15 protein-coding genes are annotated in these 20879 nt (G+C 72.1%); 5 read left to right on the top strand and 10 right to left on the bottom strand.

Translation table 11 applies throughout. The features are described 5' to 3' along the window. Positions 1-64 precede the first annotated feature (64 nt). From ACS5PV_RS11345 to repA, 6 genes are all read right to left on the bottom strand, one after another. Positions 65-3283, bottom strand: coding sequence for an error-prone DNA polymerase (locus ACS5PV_RS11345; RefSeq protein ID WP_455395433.1), 3219 nt, complete (start codon positions 3281-3283; stop codon positions 65-67). Then, on the bottom strand, positions 3283-4785 hold the full coding sequence (locus ACS5PV_RS11340) for a DUF6504 family protein (RefSeq protein ID WP_455395432.1): 1503 nt from the start codon (positions 4783-4785) through the stop codon (positions 3283-3285). Before ACS5PV_RS11340 ends, ACS5PV_RS11345 begins: the two co-directional genes overlap by 1 nt. Further along, complete coding sequence (locus tag ACS5PV_RS11335) at positions 4703-5443, bottom strand: ImuA family protein (protein ID WP_455395431.1); 741 nt, start codon at positions 5441-5443, stop codon at positions 4703-4705. Before ACS5PV_RS11335 ends, ACS5PV_RS11340 begins: the two co-directional genes overlap by 83 nt. A 1862-nt stretch (positions 5444-7305) precedes the next feature. Beyond that, the gene (locus tag ACS5PV_RS11330) at positions 7306-8445 is read right to left on the bottom strand and encodes a replication protein RepA (RefSeq protein ID WP_455395430.1); all 1140 of its coding nucleotides are present in this window, start codon (positions 8443-8445) and stop codon (positions 7306-7308) included. Positions 8446-8640: 195 nt separating this feature from the next. Continuing rightward, positions 8641-9582, bottom strand: a complete 942-nt coding sequence (gene repB, locus ACS5PV_RS11325; RefSeq protein ID WP_455395429.1) for a plasmid partitioning protein RepB — start codon at positions 9580-9582, stop codon at positions 8641-8643. Positions 9583-9668: 86 nt separating this feature from the next. Then, a complete protein-coding gene (gene repA, locus ACS5PV_RS11320) occupies positions 9669-10889 on the bottom strand; it encodes a plasmid partitioning protein RepA (RefSeq protein ID WP_455395428.1) in 1221 nt (406 codons plus the stop codon). 278 nt (positions 10890-11167) lie between these two features. Here repA and ACS5PV_RS11315 point away from each other — a divergent pair, with 278 nt between their 5' ends. After that, positions 11168-11788 (top strand): pyridoxamine 5'-phosphate oxidase family protein, encoded by a 621-nt coding sequence (locus tag ACS5PV_RS11315; RefSeq protein ID WP_455395427.1) that lies wholly within the window; start codon positions 11168-11170, stop codon positions 11786-11788. 75 nt (positions 11789-11863) lie between these two features. Then, positions 11864-12829: a C45 family autoproteolytic acyltransferase/hydolase gene (locus tag ACS5PV_RS11310; protein ID WP_455395426.1), complete on the top strand. Its 966-nt coding sequence runs from the start codon at positions 11864-11866 to the stop codon at positions 12827-12829. Here ACS5PV_RS11310 and ACS5PV_RS11305 read toward each other — a convergent pair. The 4 genes from ACS5PV_RS11305 to ACS5PV_RS11290 form a co-directional block, all read right to left on the bottom strand. Continuing rightward, on the bottom strand, positions 12808-14604 hold the full coding sequence (locus ACS5PV_RS11305; protein ID WP_455395425.1) for an ABC transporter ATP-binding protein: 1797 nt from the start codon (positions 14602-14604) through the stop codon (positions 12808-12810). The two genes, ACS5PV_RS11310 and ACS5PV_RS11305, sit on opposite strands and share 22 nt — an antisense overlap. 37 nt (positions 14605-14641) lie before the next feature. Next, positions 14642-15610, bottom strand: coding sequence for a glycosyltransferase family 2 protein (locus ACS5PV_RS11300; protein ID WP_455395424.1), 969 nt, complete (start codon positions 15608-15610; stop codon positions 14642-14644). After that, positions 15607-16392: a rhamnosyltransferase gene (locus ACS5PV_RS11295; RefSeq protein ID WP_455395423.1), complete on the bottom strand. Its 786-nt coding sequence runs from the start codon at positions 16390-16392 to the stop codon at positions 15607-15609. The genes ACS5PV_RS11300 and ACS5PV_RS11295 overlap by 4 nt, the downstream gene beginning before the upstream one ends. 523 nt (positions 16393-16915) lie before the next feature. Continuing rightward, positions 16916-17149 carry a type II toxin-antitoxin system ParD family antitoxin gene (locus ACS5PV_RS11290; RefSeq protein WP_455395422.1) on the bottom strand — a complete coding sequence of 78 codons (234 nt, stop codon included), beginning with the start codon at positions 17147-17149 and terminating at the stop codon, positions 16916-16918. A 117-nt stretch (positions 17150-17266) separates the two neighbouring features. On the opposite strand from ACS5PV_RS11290, the gene ACS5PV_RS11285 reads away from it, so the two are divergent. The 3 genes from ACS5PV_RS11285 to ACS5PV_RS11275 all read left to right on the top strand — a co-directional run bounded on the left by ACS5PV_RS11285 (position 17267) and on the right by ACS5PV_RS11275 (position 20867). Next, a complete protein-coding gene (locus ACS5PV_RS11285) occupies positions 17267-18076 on the top strand; it encodes a DeoR/GlpR family DNA-binding transcription regulator (protein ID WP_455395421.1) in 810 nt (269 codons plus the stop codon). A 134-nt stretch (positions 18077-18210) separates the two neighbouring features. Continuing rightward, on the top strand, positions 18211-19758 hold the full coding sequence (gene glpD / locus ACS5PV_RS11280) for a glycerol-3-phosphate dehydrogenase (protein ID WP_455395420.1): 1548 nt from the start codon (positions 18211-18213) through the stop codon (positions 19756-19758). Positions 19759-19781: 23 nt separating this feature from the next. Next, positions 19782-20867, top strand: coding sequence for an ABC transporter ATP-binding protein (locus ACS5PV_RS11275; RefSeq protein ID WP_455395419.1), 1086 nt, complete (start codon positions 19782-19784; stop codon positions 20865-20867). The last annotated feature ends 12 nt before the right edge of the window (positions 20868-20879 follow it).

Below are 20879 nucleotides of genomic sequence, written 5' to 3'. Positions count from 1 at the left end.
TCGATCCGCGCAAGGGCGGGTCGGTGGTGTCGCGCGGATATCTCCTATCAGGCGGGGCCGCATCTCACCGGAAATCCCGGCTCCCCACCCGCAACGGCCGCGCCGCCCCCCGCGCATCTCCTCCCCCGCGCCGCGCCTCGTCCCCCCGCCCGCCATCGACCGCGAGCGGCTCGACTGCATCCTCCGCCACCCGGCCGAGGAGATCCGAGCGGTCGATCAGGTGCTCGGCGACGAGGTGGATCACCTCGCCCTCGCGCTGCACCCGGCCGCGGGCGGCCATCAGGCCGGCCTGGAGGATCAGGCTGCGCTGGCGGGCAAACAGCGAGGGCCAGATGACGAGGTTGGCGACCTCGGTCTCGTCCTCCAGGGTGATGAACATCACGCCCTTGGCCGAGCCCGGCTTCTGGCGCACCAGCACCAGCCCGGCCACCGTCACCCGGGCGCCGTCGCGCAGGCGGCGCAAGGCGGCGCAGGTCGAGACGCCGTCGCGCGACAGCCCAGCCCGCAGGAAGGCGAGCGGGTGGCGGCCGAGGCTGAGGCCCGAGGCGCGGTAATCCGCCACCACGGCGGCCCCCTCCCCGAGGGGGGCGAGTTGCACCGCGGGCTCGGCGAGTTCGGGGGCGGGCATCGCCTCGCGCCGGTCGGCCGCCGCGAAGAGCGGCAAGGGCGCGGGCGCGAGGCCGCGGATCGCCCACAGCGCCTCGCGCCGCTCCACCCCGAGGCACGCGAAGGCATCGGCGGCAGCCAGGCTGCGCAGGCCTTTGAGCGAGAGCCCGGCCCGGCGCCACAGATCCTCGACCGAGCGGAACAGGTCGGCCTCCCGCACCGTGGCGATGCGGGCGCCGTCCTGGTTGCCCAGGCCCCGCACCAGCCTCAACCCCAACCGCACCGCGAGGCGCCCGTCGCCGATCGGCTCCAGGGTGCAGTCCCAGCGCGAGGCGTTGACGCTGATCGGCCGCACCTCGACGCCGTGGCTCCTCGCGTCGCGCACGATCTGGGCCGGGGCGTAGAAGCCCATCGGCTGGGCGTTGAGGAGGGCGCAGCAGAAAACCTCGGGATGGCGACACTTCAGCCAGGACGAGGCGTAGGCGATGAGGGCGAAGGAGGCGGCGTGGCTCTCCGGGAAGCCGTAGGAGCCGAAGCCCTCGAGCTGGCGGTAGGTGCGGGCGGCGAAATCCGGGTCGTAGCCGTTGGCGATCATCCCGCCGACCAGCTTGTCCTCGTAGAGGTTGATCGTGCCGTCGCCCTTGAAGGTGCCCATGGCCCGGCGCAGGCCGTCGGCCTCCTCGGGGGTGAAGCCGGCGGCGACGATCGCGACCTGCATCGCCTGTTCCTGGAACAGCGGCACGCCGAGGGTGCGCCCGAGCACGCTCTTCAGGGCCTCGGTCGGGTAGGTCACCGGATCGAGCCCGCGGCGCCGGCGGAGATACGGGTGGACCATGTCGCCCTGGATCGGGCCCGGCCGCACGATCGCGACCTCGATGGTGAGGTCGTAGAGATTGCGCGGCTGCATCCGCGGCAGCATCGCCATCTGCGCCCGGCTCTCGATCTGGAACACCCCGATCGTGTCGGCCTTTCGGATCATCTCGTAGGTGGGTTCGTCGCCGGGCTCGATGTCGGCGATTTCCCGCGGCGGGTTCGTCTCCGGCCGGTGCTCGGCCAAGAGCGTGAAGGCCCGGCGCAGGCAGCCGAGCATGCCCAGCCCGAGGACGTCGACCTTCATGAAGCGCAAGACCTCGATGTCGTCCTTGTCCCACTCGATGATCTGGCGGTTCTCCATCCGGGCAGGCACCACCGGGCAGAGGTCGTCGAGCCGGTCGAGCGTCAGGACGAAGCCGCCGGGATGCTGGCCGAAATGGCGCGGCGTGCCGATCAGCGCCCGGGCGATCTCGAGCGTCAGCCGCAAGGCGCGCGCGGAGAGGTCGAGGCCGAGCGCCGTCGCCTCGCGCTCGCCGACGCCCTCGCGCGACCAGCCCCAGACCAGGCGGGCGAGCGCGCCGGTGATATCCTCCGGCACGCCCAGCACCTTGCCGACCTCCCGCACCGCGCCGCGGGCGCCGTAGCGGATCACCGTCGCGGTCAGCGCCGCGCGCTCGCGGCCGTAGGTGGCGTAGATCCACTGGATCACCTCCTCCCGGCGCTCGTGCTCGAAATCGACGTCGATGTCGGGCGGCTCGTCGCGGTTCTCGTTGATGAAGCGGGCAAACAGCAGCCCCTGCTCGACCGGATCGATGGCGGTGATGCCGAGGCACCAGCAGATCGCCGAGTTCGCCGCCGAGCCGCGGCCCTGGCACAGGATGCCCTGGCCGCGGGCGTAACGGACGATCGCCTCGACGGTGAGGAAGTACGGCGCGTACTTTTTCTTGGCGACGAGGGCGAGTTCGTCCCCCAGCTGCTTGCGCACCGCCTCCGGCACGCCGGCCGGGTAGCGCCTCGCCGCCCCCTCCCAGGTCATCGCCGCGAGGCGCACCTGCGCCGGCCGGCCGTCCTCCCCGGCCTCGTCCGGGTAGGTGTAGGTGAGCTCGTCGAGCGAGAAGCGGCAGGATTCGGCGATCGCCGCCGCGCGGGCCAGCGCCTCCGGGTGGCGGGCGAACAGGCGCGCGGTCTCGTCGGGCTCGTGCAGGTGGCGCCCGGCATGGCGCTCGCGGGCAAAGCCCGCCGCCGCGATGGTGGTCTTCAGGCGGATGCAGGTGACGACGTCCTGCATCATCCGGCGCTCGGGCACGTGGTAGAGCACGTCGCCCAGCGCGACCGTCGGCACCCGCGCGGCGCGGGCGAGGGCCGCGAGACGATCGAGCCGCAGGTGGTCGTTGACGCCGAAGCGGCGCGACAGGCCGCAGGAGAGGTTTTTTCCGAAGATCGCCTTCAGGATGCGCAGGCGCTCGGTCAGCACATCATCCGGCCGGTCGGCCGGCAGCACCGCGACGAGCCCCCGGCTCCACGCGGCGACGTCCGCGGTTGTCAGCTGGCAACCGCCGCTTGGCGCCCGCTCCCGCGAGCGGCCGATCGTGAGGAGCCGGCACAGCCGGCCATAGGCCGCCCGGTCGGTGGGATAGACGAGCAGGCTCCAGCCTTCCACCAGATCGAGCCGGCAGCCGACGATCAGGCGGCAGCCGGTGGTGCGCGCCGCGGCGTGGGCTCGCACCATCCCGGCGAGCGAGTTGCGGTCGGTGATCGCGAGCGCCCGGATGCCGAGGAGGGCGGCCGCCGCAAAGAGTTCTTCCGGCGAGGAGGCGCCGCGCAGGAACGAGTAGTGGGTGGTGACCTGGAGCTCGACGCTCATCACGCCTCCCCCAAGCCGTGCAGCCACCAGCGCGCGCCGTCCGGCGTCAGGGCATCGCGAAACAGCCAGTAGCGGGCGCCGGTCTCGTCCTCGATCCGGTAGTAGTCGCGGGTCGCCGCGACCTCGTCGTCGGCGAGCCACCACTCGCCGAAGATGCGCTCCGGCCCGTCGGCGCGGGCCACCCGGCGGCGGGTGCCGCGCCAGGTGAACACGGTGGGCGGGGCGTCGGGCAGCGCCGCCAGCACCGCCACCGGCTCGGGCACGGGCAGCAGGCGGCCGGGCCGCGGCAGGTCGGCGGGCCAGGTGGCGCCGGCGGCCGGGCTCAACGGCGCGACCCGGCGCACCGCCCGCTCGGGCCACTCGCTCTCGACCGGAGCCCTGCGGAACACCCGGCCCGGCCCGAGCCGCAGCACCAGCCGGTCGACGAGTTCGGCCATCGTATCGGGGTCCGGCTCGTCGCCGGCGGCGGCGAGCTGACGCGCCTCCAGGCGCTCGACGCGGGGAGCGGTGAGCCGCGCCTCGTCGAGGCCGTGGCCGGGATCCACGTGGGGCAGGCGCTCGGCGAGGAGACGGGCGAGGTGGCGGGGATCGCGGCTCGGCCGGGCGGTGCCGACGCTGACCGACTGGTCGAGCCCGTCGACGCGGCGAAACACCAGGTCGAGCCGGCGCGCGCCGAGCCCGTGCCGGGCGAGGTCGTCGGCCAGCATCGCGGCAAGCCGCCCGGCCACCCGGGCCAGCGTCTCGGGCGCCCCGATCGGCTCCGGGAAGGCGAGCCGCACCGCGTGCTCCGCCGGCGGCACGAGATAGGCGAGCGGTTCGGGACGGGAGCCGAGTGCCTGGTCGAGGCGCTGGCCGGGCGCCTCGCCGAAGCGCAGGCGCAGCGGGCCGCGGGGCTGCTCCAGCAGATGCGCGACCCGGGTGAGGCCGAGCTGGGCGAGCCCCGAGACGGTGTCGGGGTCGAGGCGCAGGGCCCGGAGCGGCAGGGCGGGGAGCGCGGTCTCCTGCCCGCCGGGTGGCAGCACGGTCTCGGGGCCCAGGCAGCGGGCAGCGGCCCAGGCGGCGCCCGGTGTGTCGGCGAGCGCCACCCGCACCCGATAGCCGGCCCGGGCGAGGCGGCGGCGCAAGGAGGCGACCAGGGCCGCCTCGCCGCCATAGAGGTGGGCGGCGCCCGCGACGTCGATCCAGATCCCGTCCGGCGGGTCGGGAGCGACGAGGGGGGCGTAACGCAGGCACCAGGCCGCGAGGCGGGCAAGCGCCGCCGCGTCGCCCTCCGGGTCGGCCTCGATCACCGCGAGGTGAGGCACCATCGCCTGCGCTTGCGCCAGCGCGAGGCCGGGGCGCAGGCCGAGATGGCGGGCGGCGCGGTCGACGGCCGCGAGCACCCGGCGCGGGCCGTCCTGCATGGCGGCGACCAGGGGCTCATCCGGCGGCTTCCCGCCGTTCCGGCGTCGCCACAGGTCGGTCGGCCAGGTCGGCAGGAACACGCAGACGACCCTTCGCATCGGGAGCCTCGAGGAGCCAGGTGCGGGGCTCGGCGCCCCGGGCGCGAACGAGCGCCACGGTCCAGCGGGCCCGCGACAGGCCCGGCACGGGAAGAGCGGGGGACGGTGCCGCGACGACGCTCCAGCGCGTCGCGGCGGCGTTCGGCTCCGGGATGGCGGCGCCCCAGCGGCGGATCACCAGGGCGAGGCCGCCGCTGCCCTCGGCGGCGAGCTGGAGCCGGCGCGACGGGGTGAGGCCGAGCCGGGCGACCTCGCCGACCACCGCCGCGAGGCCGCGATGGCGCAACCCCTCCTCCATGGTGGGCAGCACCTCGGCCTCGCGCCGGGTCTCGGCGTAGAGCACCCGGTCGGGATGGAGGCCGACCGCGGCGAGGCCGGGAGCAAAGAGGTCGCGGCTCGCCAGGCACCACAGGACCGGGCCGGGCAACCGCGCAAGGATCGCGGCGGCAAACAGGGCCGCGAGCGCCCCCTCCCCGTCCACGGGGCCCGCCGCCAGCACCTCGTGCACCGCGCCGAGGCGCAGGCCCCCGCCCGGTAAATGCCCGTCCAGGGCCGCGACACCGAACGGCAGGACGGGCCGGCCCGCCCCTTCGGGCGCCAGCCCGCCGATCCGCTCGCGCAACGCCGCGAGTTGCCGCTCTCGCTCGGCCTGCCGCATCTCATGCCCATCACCGACCGAACCACCAACTCGTTCTTGTTTTGTTCGGTTTCAACGGAGTGTCAATCGGGGCTGTGGACGGCAGGACCGTCGGACCTTCCGGAAACCGGGCTCCTGTTGACGGCAGCGGGGACAGATGCACCGGCGCCGCCCGGAAAGCCCTGCGGGACAAGGGGATCGGGCGAAGGTGCGATTCGGGCGTCCGGCGGGCACAGCCGTTGGACAAGGCCGCGAAAGCCGCCAGGAGCGCCGCTGAGCTGGATTCGCGGCCGGCAGGTGCCGTACAACTGTCCTGGGGCGCGACGGGCCTCCTCGGGCCTCCTGGAGGAGAATCCGGCGATCCCGGCGCGTCGGCCGTCCGGGGTGCCGAATCCGGTGCAATCCGGGTGTGTCGCGGGGCCTCGCGCGGCACGCCGAGTCGCCTACGTCGGGCCGTCCGCGATTCACACAGCTTTCCAAGGTGTTAATCGGGGGCCCACGCCGAGTAACCTACGGGGCCACGCCGAGTCGCCTTCGCCGGGCCGGGGATTCCGCGCAGACCTGCCTACGCGGCCGCGCCGAGTTGCCTACGCGACCGCGCAGACCTGCCTACGCGAACGGGTCTCAACCCCTTGCAGGAATTAATGAAATCGCGACCCCATATAATATCCATATAGCTCTACGGATTCAGACTCAGAATCTGGATTCTGAATCTTTCATAAAAAGGCTTTTGGGGATCGGAAGTTAGGGGTTCTCAGGGTCCGATCGGCGCGATCCGGCCCGGTCGGGACTGGCTGGTGGGGAGCGTGGCGGTCCGGGTTCGGGCGGCACGACACGGTCCTCCCCTCCCCCGCTCTCCTCCGAGTCTCGAGGCCGACTCCTTGAGTCGGAGACTCGCGGCCCTCGAGTCCTCGCCCGACAAAGCCCAGCACAGCCGCAACCGTTTCGCCGTGGAAGAGTCGAGCCGAGGCTTGTGCGACCGGGGCCGACTCGCCTGTACGCGGGCTGATGATTCGCCGTCCCGATCCGGGACTCATTCTCGACTCGCGGAGAGGCGAGCGTGCTCGGAAATACTTGGTAGAGCCTCGCGGTGACTCGTGGGCGGAAAGGTTACCGGTGGGCTGCCAGGCCGCGGGGGAGCGTAGGCAATTCGGCGTGGAGCCGGCCACGTCCCGTAGGCGGATCTGCGCGGTGCGGGTTGCGGAAAAACCACGGAATCTCAACGGCAAGGCGTCTGATTCCGGGCGCCGTGCGGGGATGCGGGCACGTAGGCGATTCAGCGTGGTTGCGGGCGGTTCGGGCGGCGGCAGGGCGTAGGCAACTCGGCGCAGAGCGGTGGCCGCGGCCGGGTGCCGTGGTGCGGCCGGACATGATTCTCGAAGCGAGATCGTATGTCTATATCGGTGTATTTACCAATATTTATCGCCGACATGTCGAAATATCTCGTACTTACGAAGTAGTTTACGACGTAATCCTCGATCGGAGACGACGTGGATCTTGTGCGAAATGGTCGTTTCGCGCTCTCGGCCCCAATAGACCCGCCTTTGTCATCCCGGGGCCGCGCAGCGGAACCCGGGATCCATCACCGCTGACGGTCCCGGATGAAGCGGGACGCGTCCCGCCCCGTTCGGCACCGCCTGCGGTGATGGATCCCGGGTTCTCGGCAAGCCTCGCCCCGGGATGACCAGGAGGGTGACAAGTGTCATCGGAACCGATGAACCAGCCGTCGGTGGATGCGACGAGCGGAAGCCAGAGGAACAATCAACGAAAAGAAAATAATCCTATGAACGGTCGCGCGAAAGTCGGCGCACCGGCTCAGTCTGCACGCGCCGCATCACCCACCGCCGAGCCCACCCCCTCCCCTCGTAGGGAAGTCGGCGGAATCAAGCCTTTGCCCGGGCTCGCCTATTTGCCAGCGTCGCCTTGGGCGGCACCAGCAGGTCCTTCGGATCGGATGGCAGCAGCTGCATCCCGCCGTCGTCGAGGGTCAGGCGCAGGCGCGGAAACACCTCGGTGAGGTGGGCGACGTCCTTGCGGAATTCCTGGCGGAACGAGCGGATCGAGCCGTTCTCGCTGCCGAACTGCTTGTAGAGGTTGTCCCAGGTCAGGCGCAGGGGCCGCTCCAGGCGCGACAGCCGGTAGCCGACCCAGAACAAGAGGTCGAGCTTGCGTGCGGACCCCGCAAAGGCGCGGGCGGCGCGGATGTCGACCGGGAGCGCGTGCTGGATCAGGTTGTCGTAGAACTCGCGGTGGAAGGTGATGGTGGAGGACCAGAGCAGGCCCTGGTCCGGGTGGTTGTGCAGCGGCAGCCACACGTCCATCTGGCGGAACGGAGGCACGTTGAGGGTCGAGGCGCGGGTGCCGTCCCACAGGCCGATCTGCATCGAGCAGGCGGCGAGCCGGTTGAGCTGCTCCTTGAACTGCTTGAGCGTGCCGCGCTCGCCGCCGGTGACCGGAAAGCCCATGTCGCGGATGAAGCCCGACATGCTCTGCGCCACCTCGACCTTGGGGCTGCGCTGGCGCACCGCCTCCGTGCAGAGGTGCAGCAGGAGGAGCCGCGCCTTCGGGCCGTAGGGCAGCCCCTGCATCTCCATCTCGCCCGTCGAGGGGTTGATGAGCCGGCCGGCATTGATCGCGAGCGTGTTGCGGCCGTACTCGCGCGAGACGTTGGTGACGCCCTTCGGCTCCCGGTACGGCAGGCCGCACAAAGCCAGCACCGAGTGGATGTGCTGGATGTTCTCCGGGGCCGCCGGCTCGTTCTCGATCACCTCGCGCACCATGTCGCGGCGGCGCGCGTTGCGGGGCAGCCGGGCGCGCTCGGCCGCGGCCTCGGCCTTCAGCACCACCAGCATGTCGCGAGCCTCGGCTTCCGCGTCGCGCTTGGCCTGGCTGGCGCGCACGAAGGCGAGCGTCGCCTTGTAGGCGACGCTGCCGCGCGCCTTCTCGACGATCTCGATCAGGTCGGCGTCGCGCACGCCCTCGACCGGCTCGAGGGCGGATTGCGGCGGGGTCGTCGTCTCCACCAAGAGGGCTCCGCACGGGGACGCACGATCGAGGGCGTGCGTCGTGACTGTTGTCTGTCGATGAGTCCTAACGCGCGAAACCCGAATCGGCCGAGTCGAGTCCGGCCGATTCCCGAAGCAGAGCGACAGATTCCTGTGAATCCCTGTGCCTAACCGGCGAGTCTTCGTCCCACCGGCGCGACGGTGGGACGAACCTTAATCGGTCTCGTCGCGGGTCTTCGACTCGGTGAAGCTGGCGTAGAGCTGTGGAAGACTCTGGATAAGATAGGCGGCGAAGTCCGGCTCGAGGCTGTCGTCGACGGTGAGCTGGATGCCTTGCCGGCCGCGCTCGACCCGCACCACCGGCCGGCCGCCGAGATTGGTCCACACCGCCGGCGTTGGGGCCGGCCGCGGCGGCGGCGCGGTCAGGCCTGAGAGCAGCCGGGCGAAGCGGTCGTCGGAGGACAGATCCGAAAAATCCGGGGTGGAGAGGATGCGGGCGGCCGCCTCCCCTGCCCCGTCCCGGTCCAGCGCCTCGACGAGCGCGGTCCAGCGCGGCCGCCCGGCCTTCGGCGCTGGTCCGACCGCCGCCACGACCTGCGGAGGCACCGCCCGGCCGATGCCGATCAGCCGCGAGAGCTGGGTCTTTTCGACGGCCAGCGCCGCCATGATGGTGGCGCGGTCGAAGCCGCGATCCTCCAGCGCGATCGCGAACAAAGCCCGCTCGATGTAGCTGAGATCGGCCCGGGCCGAGTTCTCCTGGCCTTGCGCGACGACGAGGTCCTCGTCCGTGAGCGCCTTGACCACCGCCCGCACCGGCCGGCCGAGCTGGAGCGCCGCTCGCAACCGGCGATGGCCGTAGGCGACCTGGTAGCGCCCGTCCGCCCCCGGGTGCGGCCGCACCAGGATCGGCACCTGCTGGCCGCGCTCGCGGATGAGTTCGACGAAGGCGGCGTGCTCGGCCGGATCGCCGTCGAGGCGGTCCTGCACGAAGGAGCCGTCGATCAGCGCCGGATCGAGCTCGACCACCCGGTCGCCGGAGGCGACCATGGCGCGGGCCTCGGCCGCCGCGCTGGCGATGCGCCCGAGGCTGCGGCCCATCGCGCCGACGGCGCCGGAGCGCACCAGCGGGCGCGGCGCCTCGGGGGGCGTGTCCACCGGCTCGGGCGAGTTGCCAGCTGGCAACTCTCCTTGCGGCTCGTGAGAACGGGCGCCGAGTGCAGCGCGGAGGGCATCCTTGCGCTTCATGCCGGCACGCGTCCCCAGGCGCGGTGCATCAGGGTCTCGATCTCGCCGTTGACCCCGTCGAGCGCCTCGATCGCCCGGTCGTAGGTGGCGCGGGTGAAGCTCTCGCGGCCGACCTCGTAGAGGGTCTGCTTCGACAGGCCGGCATCCGAGATCGCGGTCGATTTCAGCATCAGGTGGGTCAGCACCCGCTCGCGGAACAGCGAGCGCATGAAGCCGACCATCTGGGTCTGCGGCGCGTCGGACGGCTCGTAGCGGGTCACGACGTAGCGCAGGAAGTCGTAGTCGAGGTCGGCGCCCGCCTCCTGCACCACCCCGAGCAGGTCGGAGGCCATCAGCAGGAACTGGCACATCGACATCACGTCGAGCATCTGCGGGTGCACCGTCACCAGCATCGCGGTGGCGGCGCAGAGCGCGCCGAGCGTCAGGAAGCCGAGCTGCGGCGGGCAGTCGAGGATCATCACGTCGTAATCGTCGGCGACGCTTCCGAGGGCCGTGGCGATGCGGCCGAAGAACGGCTCGGCGTTGCGGTCGGCCAGCACCCGCGGGGTGTCGTGCTCGAACTCCATCAGTTCGAGGTTGCCCGGCACGAGGTCGAGCCCCGGGAAGTAGGTCTTGCGCACCACCTCCGCGAGGGGGCGCTGCTCGTCGTCGTGGCGGATCGCGGCGTAGAGGGTCTGGTTGGGGCCGACGTCGAATTCCGGCTGGTAGCCGTGGAGCGCGGTCAGCGATGCTTGCGGGTCGAGATCGACGGCGAGCACCCGGTAGCCGCGGAGCGCCAGGTACTGGGCGAGGTGGGCCGCCGTGGTGGTCTTGCCCGAGCCTCCCTTGAAGTTCACCACCGCCAGCACCTGGCAATGTTCGTCGCCGGCGCGGTGCGGCACGTAGCGCTTCGCCTTCGGGCCGTCGTCGAGGAGCTGGCGCAGCTCGTTGATCTGCCCGAGCGTGTAGGAGCGCCGGCCGCCGGGGCCGGTCTCCGGCTGGGGTCCTTTGCTCGCGAGCGACAGCTGGCGCAGGTAGCCGTCGGCGACGCCGATCAGCTTGGCGGCCTCGCCCGAGGAGAACGAGCGCAGGAGCTTGTGCGAGGCTGGCGGGAAGAGCGTGCGACGCAGCGCGTTCAGCTCGCTCGACAGGGCGCCGCCGTCATCGGCGATGATCCGGGTGATCGAGGGACGGGCGGAGGCTGCGGCTCGCGCCTGCTCCTGCGGCTGATCGGGCATTTACGGTCCTCGGGCGCATCGCGAACATATTCCGTAAGACGATGCCAGCGTGGCCGTAGGGGCGCAAACGGTTTTTGGTTAAGGCTCGTTAACCATCGGATCGCGGTTGCCACCTGGCAACTCGGGTCAGGCCAGGCATTGCCAGGTGGCAACCGCGACGCAGGCGATGATCCACCCGTGTGTGCGCCACGCTCACGCGAGGGTGCGATCTTCTCGATGTTCAGGCGCGGCCGCGCGCCTTAAGCATCCGGCCACCGGCTGCGACGGAGAACGAAGCGATGGCGATCCTGGCGACGGAAGCGGATCTCGAACGGGTCTACGGCGAATTCGGGGCTGTCGGCGAGGCCTCAACCGTGAAGGTCACCGACCACATCACCCCGCATTACCGCCGCTTCATCGACGCGGCGCCGTTCGCCGCGCTCGCCACGAGCGGTCCGGAAGGGCTCGACTGCTCGCCCCGCGGCGACCGCCCGGGCTTCGTGCGGGTCGCCGATCCGCGCACGCTGCTCCTGCCCGACCGCCGCGGCAACAACCGCATCGACAGCCTGCGCAACGTCATCCGCGACCCGCGGGTCGGGCTGATGTTCCTGATCCCCGGCATCGGCAACGCGCTCCGGGTCAACGGCCGGGCGGTGATCGAGGACGACGCGGAGCTGTGCGCGTCCTTCGCCGTCGAGGGCAAGGCGCCCCGCACCGTGATGGTGATCCGGGTGGGCGAGGTCTACTTCCAGTGCGCCCGGGCGCTGATCCGCTCCGGCCTGTGGCGGGCCGAGGCGCAGGTCGATCCAAGGAGCCTGCCGACGCCGGGCCAGATCCTGGCCGAGTTGAGCGAGGGCCGGGTCGGCGGCGAGGCCTACGACGGTGCCTGGGCCGAGCGGGCAAAGCAGACGATGTGGTGAGGGGGAGGGCGCCGGTTGCCGCAGGGCCCGTCGACGCGGTGGCCAGGGCGGGGGCGGGACGGATACACCGGTCCCATGCAGAAGACCTTCACCGCCCACCGCGAGGACCGCCCGGGCCCCGCGTGGCTCGCGCGCTTCCGGGACGGGCGCGACGAGGCGGCGCGCTGGTACCTCGGCGACGGCGCGCCCGACCGGCCGAACGCCGCCGAGTGCCGCGCCGCCCTCGCGCACCACATGCCCGAGCTCGTCCCGCATTACGACGAGGTGTGCGGGATGGTCGGCGACGACGAACTCGCCCACCGCATCCTCAGCCATTACCGCCCAGCCCCGCACCGGCAGGGATGCAGCCAGGCGGTGTGGCTCGGCGAGGACGGCCCGGCGCTGATCCGCAACTACGACTACCCTCTGACCGCGATCACCGGTCGCATCGAGCTGACCGCCTGGGCGGGGCGGCGGGTGATCGGGATGGTGCAGCGGCCCTGGGGCGGCTGCCTCGACGGGATGAACGAGGACGGGCTGGTGGCGAGCTGCACCCTCGGCGGCATCGCCCGGCGCGGCGAGGGCTTCGCCATCATCCAGATGCTGCGCTACGTACTGGAGACCTGCGGCTCGGTGCCCGAGGGCGTGGCGGCGCTCTGCCGCCTGCCGGCGGTGCAGCTCCACAACGTCACGCTGCTCGACCGGACCGGCGACCACGCCACGGTCTTCCTCGGTCCCCGGCGCGAGGCCGCGGTGACGCGCCAGCGCACCTGCACCAACCACCAGGAGCGGATCCTCCCCGCCTCCCGCTCGCGCCTGCGCCAGCAGGTGCTGGAGGAGGCCCTGGAGGATCCGGCCACGAGCCTCGCGACCCTGGCGGCGCGCTTCTTCGAGGCGCCGCTCTACTCGCGCAAGCTCAGCTTCACCACCGCCTACACCGCCCTGTACCGGCCGGCCGAGGGCCGGGTCGACTACCTCTGGCCCGGCCGATGCTGGAGTCAGGGCTTCGAGCGGTTCGAGGAGGGGGCCTACACCCACGATTACGGCGAGCTGGAAACCTGATCCCGGCGCGGGAGCACGCTTGGCTCCCCCGTGCGGGCCACCTGCGGCAGCACCTGCTCCGGGGGACCGGAGGCGACGATCCGGCCGCCCTCCAGCACGTGCACGGTGTCGGCCCCGGCGAGGCTGGTCAGGCGGTGGGCGATCAGGATCAGGGTGCGGGTGCCGGAAAGCCCCTGCACCGCCCGCATCACCACGCCCTCGGTCTCGTCGTCGAGGGCGGAGGTCGCCTCGTCGAACACGATCACGTCGGGGTCGTGATACAGCGCTCGGGCGATGCCGATGCGCTGGCGCTGGCCGCCGGAGAGCCGGGCGCCGCGCTCGCCGACCCGCGTCGCGTAGCCCTCCGGCAGCGCGGCGACGAAGTCGTGCGCGCCGGCGAGCCGCGCCGCCCGCTCCACCGCCGCGGGGTCGGCGACGTCGAGGCCGAAGGCGACGTTCTCCGCGATGGTGCCGTCGATCAGAAAAATGTCCTGCGGCACGTAGCCGATGCGGTTCTGCCAGGCCGGCAGCGTCGCCGCATCGAGGGTCGTGCCGTCGACCGCGATGCGGCCGGCGGTGGGCGCGAGGAAGCCGAGGATCAGGCCGACCAGGGTCGACTTGCCCGAGCCGGTGCGGCCGACGAGCCCGATCGTGGTGTGGGCCGGGATCGTCAGGTCGATGTCGGAGAGCGCCGGGCGGCCGGGCTCGTAGTCGAACCGGACGCCCTGGAGGTGGATCGTGTCGCGAAACGGCAGGCGCTCGGGCGTGCGGGGGAGGGGCGCCCGTTCGCCGTCGAGCCCCTCGACCACGAGCCGCACCGCCGGCAGGGTGAAGCGCAGGAGGGCGAGCGCGTTGAACACGTTCTGGAACGCCGGCAGCATCCGGTAGCCCGCGAAGGCGAACAGGCCCAGCAGCGGCAGGATGCCGGCGGTGTCGAGCCCCTGCGAGAGCGCGAACAGCACCACCACGATGACGCCGCCGAAGGCGAGCGCCTCGATGACGAAGCGCGGCAGCTGCCCGGTGAGCAGGCTCTCGGCGCTCGCCTGCGCGTAGGCGCGGGCCGGCGCCTCGAAGCGGCGCGCGAAGCGTTCCGCCCGGCCGTAGAGCTTCAGTTCGGTCAGGCCGCCGAGGGTCTCGTGCACCACCCGGAAGCGGCCCTCGTTGCCGGCGACGGCCCGGGCGCCGATGCGCGCGAGCCGCGCCCGCACCACCAGGAAGATGCCGACATAGAGCCCGCCGAAGCCCGCACCGAGGATCAGCGCGAGGCGCGGCGAGACGACGAGCAGGAAGATGATCACCGCGGTGGCCGAGGTCGCCCGCGAGGCGATGACGGTGGCCGGCGTCAGGACGCCGACGACGAGCCGGTCGGTCTCGCTCAGGATCGTCTTGGCGAGCGCGGCGCTGTTCGCCGTGGTGAAGAACAGCCGCTCGCGGTCGACGGTGCGAAACAGCAGCCGGCGGGCGAAGCCGTAGCCGACGCTGTGGCTGAAGCGCAGCTGGGCGTAGGTGAGCCCGGCATTCACGCAGGACGTGGTGAGGATGGCCAGAAGCGCGCTCAGGCCGACGACGATCAGGAAGCTGCGGTCGTCGGTGAGGCCGATCCCGTCGCGGATCGCCCCGAGCGCCGGGATCCGCGCTGCGGCGCCCGGATCGCCGACCAGCGTCAGGAACGGCACCACCGAGGCGACGCCGACGACCTCGAGCAGGGCCGCGAGCGCCAGCCCGGCTCCGATCAGCCCGGCGCGGCGGCGCTCGCGCGGGGTCATGGCGCGAAGGAGGTCGATCAGGGCGCGCATCGTGGACTCATGAGGGATTCGGAAAAGGGGAGGAGGCTTACCGGGTGCCGATGTCCCGCATCAGGCCGGGCAGCGCCCGGGCGAGCAGGCCCGCGCCGCGCAGGGTCTCGCCGGCCTCCGACCCCGAGCGCCGCGCCAGCGCCTGGACGAGGCGCAAAGGCACCTGCGCGCCGAAGGCCGTCGCCACCAGGGCGAGCGCGGTCGCCCGGCCGTGATGCTTGGCGGCGTAGCGGATCTGGCTCTCGAGGAAGCAGGCGAGACGGTGGGCCTTCGCCGCCCGGGTGGTGCCCTGGCCCTCGTGCCGCACCGCGATGCCGGCCAGGTGCCGCACCGCGAAGCCGGCATCCCAGGCCCGGGCGCAGAGATCGACGTCCTCGTAGTAGACGAAGAAGCGCTCGTCGAAGCCGCCAAGGGCCTCGAAGAGCGGGCGGCGAATCATCAGGAAGGCGCCCATCACCTGGTCGACCGCCCGGTCCTCGGCGTGGTCCCACTCGGTCATGAAGTGCGAGGGCACCAGCCGCGCCCGGTCGAGGAGCAGGGCCTGGCCGATCAGCGAGACCGCGCTCGGCCGCCGGGCGCAGGAGCGCTGCACGGTCCCGGCCTCGTCGAGGAGCTGCGCGCCGACGATGCCGGTGCCGGGATCCGCCGTGAGCGCGGCGTAGGCGCCCGACAGGCTCGCGGCCGTGACCCGCGCGTCGGGGTTGAGGAACAGGATCGCGGGCGCGCCCCCCCGCGCCGCGCCCGCGTTGCAGGCCCGGCCGAAGCCCTGGTTGTCGGGATTCGCGATCACCGCCGGGCCGTGGCGCAGGCGCGGCAGATCCTCCAGCGAGCCGTCGCGGGACGCGTTGTCGACCACCACGACGCGCAGGGCCAGGGCGTCGCCGAGGTGTTCCTCCGCCGCCGCCAGGCTGGCGAGGCAGGCCCGCAGCAGGGCGCCGCCGTTCCAGTTGACGATCACCACGTCGAGGGCGGGGTGCGGATCGGGCGTCGTCGGATCGGGTATCATGGCAATCCTCGCGGCGGCCCGAGCCGGCCGCGCAGGCCGTCCATCACCGCGCCGGCGAGCTGCGCCAGCACGCCCGGGCGGAAGCCGGCATCGGCCCAGTACAGCAGGGCCTGGAGCGGCAGGTAGGCGGCCTGCCGCCGGCGCCAGCGCCGGGGCACGTGCGGCAGCCGCCACGCATAGACGCTGTTGCGCAGGTAGGCCGCCATCCGGAAGGGCGGCTGGCGCGGCATCTCGATTCCGAGGACCTTCGAGCGGATCACCCCGGCGCCGACCCGGTGGGGGAGGGCGGTGGCGGTCTCCATCCAGCAGCTATAGCCCCGCGCCCAGGCGCGAAAGCACCATTCGAGGTCGACGCCGTCGATGAAGAAGTCGCTGCGGAACGGGCCGATCCGCGCGTAGGCGGCGAGGTCGACGAGCGAGCCGGAGGTGGCCAGGAACTCCACCGGCACCAGCGAGCCGTTCTGCGCGAGACCGGGGCGGCGCGGATAGGCCGGCGCCTTGCGGCCGGGCGCCGCCTCCGGTCGCGGCCCGACCACGGCGGGCGGCGGGCTCGTGCCGCGCAAACGCGCCAGCGCGGCCTCCAGACCCGAGACCTGCTCGGGCGAGAACGCCGCGTCCTGGTCGAGCAGCAGCACCTGGGCCGCGCCCGCCTCGATGGCCGCCCGGGCGATCGCGTCGAGGGCGCCGCCGACGCCGATGTTGCGCCCCGCCGACAGCACCTGGGCGCCGTGCGCGGCGAGGGCGGCGGCCGCATCCGCGGGGAGGCCGCCATTGTCGAACACGATGGTCCGGCGCGGCTCCGCCTCGACCCGGGTGCAGAGAGCCGCGACCTGCGCCGCGTCCGGCCGGAAGACCGTGATGCCGATGGCGACGGACCGGGAATCGGGGAGGGGAGAGGTCGGCAGGGTCGTCTCGGCGGAGGGCTGGCGCGGCGTCGGGAACGGAGGACCCCGCCGTAGGGCCGTCGGGGCCGGCGGGTCAATATGCCGGGCCGGCAGCGAAATTGCGGCGGTGTCGAGCCTGGGGGACCGTGTGAAGGGTGATCGGATCCTGGTTGCCCGGCTCCGGGGATGCCGCGGCCCCGAGGTGCACGGCACGCGATGGCGGGCTGAGGCCGAGCTTGCGAGGAGAGCGTTTATCCTTGCGCGCCCCCTTTCCCGGATCTCCTTCCGCTGTCGCTTCAGTCGTCCGGGAAAGGGGGAGTGGCCGGCGAATGACCGTCCGGTTGCCAGAGATCATCCCAGGTCAAGGACCGTGCCCAGGATGATCCCGTGAGTGCCGAGGCCTTGCGAGGGCTCGACACGCTCAGCGCGCCGCCGGCCGCTGCATCGACGCCAGGCACGCGTCGGCGTCGAAATCCTTAAATCCGACGCTGGCCTCGCCCTCGATCAAGGCCGCACGCAGCGCATCGCGTATCTCCAGCAGGCGTAGGCCGGCCTCCACCACCTCGGTGGCCGAAGCGTACCGGCCGCCCGCCACCTGTTCATCGATGAACGCGACGAGATCGTCGTCGAGCGGGATCGTCCTGCTCCGGCGCATGGGCCACCTCCATGCCCCATCCTCCACGACTGTCGGTCCGTCGCCGGCACCGATTGCGCCCGCCCCCGCTTGCCCCGACAATGCCCGCCCCCGCATCCCAGCGGGCAAGAACAAGGCATGCGCGTCGTGATCGACCAGGTTTCCCAGCGCCAGCAGGACATCCTCGCCCTCGCCCGCCTGCACGGGCGGGTCAGCGTCGAGGAACTGGCGGCGCGGTTCGAGGTGACGCCGCAGACGATCCGCAAGGACCTGAACGAGCTGTGCGACAGCCGGCTCCTGTCGCGCATCCACGGCGGCGCCGTGGTCGCCTCGGGCGTCGAGAACGTGTCCTACGAGGCGCGCCGCCTCGTCGCCCACGGCGAGAAGCGGGCGATCGGCGAGGCGGCAGCAAGGCTCATCCCCAACAGCGCGTCCCTGTTCATCAATATCGGCACCACCACCGAGGAGGTCGCCCGGGCGCTCGGCGACCACGAGGACCTGCTCGTCATCACCAACAACCTCAACGTGGCGACCCTGCTCTACCGCCACCCGAAGATGAGCCTGATCGTCGCCGGCGGGCCGGTGCGGCGGGCGGACGGGGCGGTGATCGGCTCGGCGGCGGTCGACTTCATCAACCAGTTCAAGGTCGATTACGCGGTGATCGGCGTCTCGGCGATCGACGAGGACGGCACGCTCCTCGATTTCGACTACCGCGAGGTGCGGGTCGCCCGCGCGATCATCGAGAATGCCCGCCGGGTGATCCTGGTCGCGGACAAGCTGAAGCTGGAGCGCTCGGCCCCGATCCGGGTCGGCCACCTGCGCGAGCTCGACTACTTCGTCACCGACGCGCTGCCCTCCGGCGCCTTGCGCGAGATGTGCGCGGCCCACCGCGTCGCCCTGGTCGAGGCGGGAGTCGAGGCGCAGGACACCCCCGACGCCGCGGAGTGACGCCAAACCGAAAGTCTCGGGCTTTCGTTCGCGCCTATCCGCTTTCGGTTTCGCTTGCGTCAGGCCGCCTCCGCGGCTAGATTCGCTTCAGGAAGCAAACGAAAGAGCCGAAAGGCTCCGACAGGGAGGTGGCCTTGGCCCCCAGGCGCCAGCAGCCCGGCGACGAGCGCGGGGTGTTCGACCTCGCGGTGGTCGGCGGTGGCATCAACGGCTGCGGCATCGCCCGCGACGCGGTCGGCCGCGGCGCCTCGGTGGTGCTGTTCGAGCAGAACGACCTCGCCAGCGGCACCTCCTCGACCTCGACCAAGCTGATCCACGGCGGCCTGCGCTACCTCGAGCATTACGAGTTCCGCCTCGTGCGCGAGGCGCTGATGGAGCGCGAGGTCCTGTGGGGCATGGCGCCCCACATCGTCTGGCCCCTGCGCTTCGTGCTGCCGCACCATGCGGGCCTCAGGCCCGGCTGGCTCCTGCGCCTCGGCCTGCTGCTCTATGACAACCTCGGCGGCCGCAAGCGCCTGCCCGGCACCCGCACCCTCGACCTCACCCGCGACCCCGCCGGCGAGCCGCTGAAACCCGGCTTTCGCCGCGCTTTCGAATATTCGGATTGCTGGGTCGAGGATTCGCGCCTCGTGGTGCTGAACGCCCGCGACGCCGCCGAGCGTGGCGCGGTGATCCGCCCGCGCACCCGGGTCGTGACGGCCGCCCGCAGCGAGGGCTTGTGGGAGCTGACGGTCGAGGACCGCCAGACCGGCGCCCGCGACACGGTGCGGGCCCGCACCCTCGTCAACGCCGCCGGTCCCTGGGTGGCGAACGTGCTCACCGGCGTCGCGCGGGCGAACTCGTCGGAGGGCGTGCGCCTCGTCCAGGGCAGCCACATCGTGGTGCGGCGGCTCTTCAAGCACGATCGCGCCTACATCTTCCAGAACGCCGACCAGCGCATCATCTTCGCGATCCCCTACGAGCGCGACTTCACGCTGATCGGCACCACCGACCGCGACTACAAGGGCGACCCCGCCGACGTGAAGGCGAGCGAGGAGGAGATCACCTATCTCTGCGCCGCCGCCAGCGAATATTTCCGCGATCCGGTCACCCGCGACGAGGTGGTGTGGACCTATTCGGGCGTGCGCCCGCTCTACGACGACGGCGCCTCGAAGGCGCAGGAAGCCACCCGCGACTACGTGCTGACCCTCGACGCGCCGGAAGGCCAGCCGGCGATGCTCTCGGTCTTCGGCGGCAAGATCACCACCTACCGGCGGCTCGCCGAATCGGCGCTGGAGCGCCTGAAGGACCACCTGCCGGCGGCCCGCAAGCCGTCCTGGACCTCCGGCGCCGTTCTGCCGGGCGGCAACTTCCCGAAGGAGAGCTACGACGACGTCGTGGCGGGGCTGTCGCGCCAGTACCCGGGCGTGCCGGAGGCGCTGGTCGCCCGGCTGGTGCGGGCCTACGGCACCGACGCGCGCGAGATCCTGAGCGGCGCCCGCTCCATGGCCGATCTCGGCCGGCTCTTCGGCGCCGACCTCACCGAGCGCGAGGTGCGCCACCTGATGCGGCGCGAATGGGCGGCCACCGCCGACGACGTGCTCTGGCGCCGCTCGAAGCTCGGCCTTAGGGTCACCCCCGCCGAGGCCGCCGCCCTCGACGAGTACATGCGCCGCGCCGCCGCCGCCTCCGACGCGGCCTGACCAAGAAGAGACGGGAGGGCGCCATGACCCTGATCCTGGAGAACGTCACCAAGCGGGTCGGCCCCGAGACCCATATCCGCGACGTCAGCCTGGCGCTGCCGAAGGGCTCGCTCAACGTGCTGCTCGGCCAGACGCTCGCCGGCAAGACCACCCTGATGCGCCTGATGGCCGGGCTCGAGGCGCCGAGCGAAGGAAAGATTATCGCTGACGGCAAGGACGTGACCGGCCTGCCGGTGCAGGCCCGCAACGTCGCGATGGTCTACCAGCAGTTCATCAACTACCCCTCGCTCTCGGTCTACGAGAACATCGCCTCGCCGATGCGGGTCGCCGGCGTGGCGAAGGGGGAGATCGAGGCGCGGGTGCAGGAGGCGGCGGGATTGCTGCGGCTCACCCCCTACCTCAAGCGCAAGCCGCTCGAACTCTCGGGCGGCCAGCAGCAGCGCACCGCCATCGCCCGGGCGCTCTGCAAGCGCGCCGACCTCGTGCTGATGGACGAGCCGCTGGCGAACCTCGACTACAAGCTGCGCGAGGAACTGCGGGAAGAGCTGCCGCGCATCTTCGCCGCGACGGGGGCGATCTTCGTCTACGCCACCACCGAGCCGGCCGAGGCGCTGATGCTCGGCGGGCGCACCGCCACCCTGCACCAGGGCCGCGTCACCCAGGTCGGGCCGACGCCGGACGTCTACCGCCGGCCCCAGGATCTCATCACCGCAAAGGTCTTCTCCGACCCGCCGCTCAACACCCTGCGGGTGATGAAGGCCGGCGGCCGGGTCACCCTGCCGACCGGCGGGCAAGTGCGCGCCACCGGCACGCTCGCGACCGTGCCCGACGGCGCCTACACGATCGGTTTTCGCGCCCACCACCTTGCCCTCGATCCGCTGCCGGGCGAGGCGATCGTGCTGCCGGCCACCGTCTCTGTCGCCGAGATCACCGGCTCGGAGAGCTACGTTCACGTCGATGCCGGCGAGAGCCGCCTGATCGCGCTCGTGACCGGCGTGCGCCGGCTCGAGCCCGGCACGGCCGTCACGGCCTATCTCGACCCCCACCACGCCCTGGTGTTCGACGAAAGCGGCCGCACCGCCGCCCTCGACCTGCCGGCGGCAGCCTGAAGAGGAGAGGGG

The organism is Methylobacterium sp. Gmos1 (assembly GCF_053764715.1).
The sequence above is the reverse complement of the archived record's forward strand: the minus strand, read 5'-3'. Positions and strand labels throughout refer to the sequence as shown.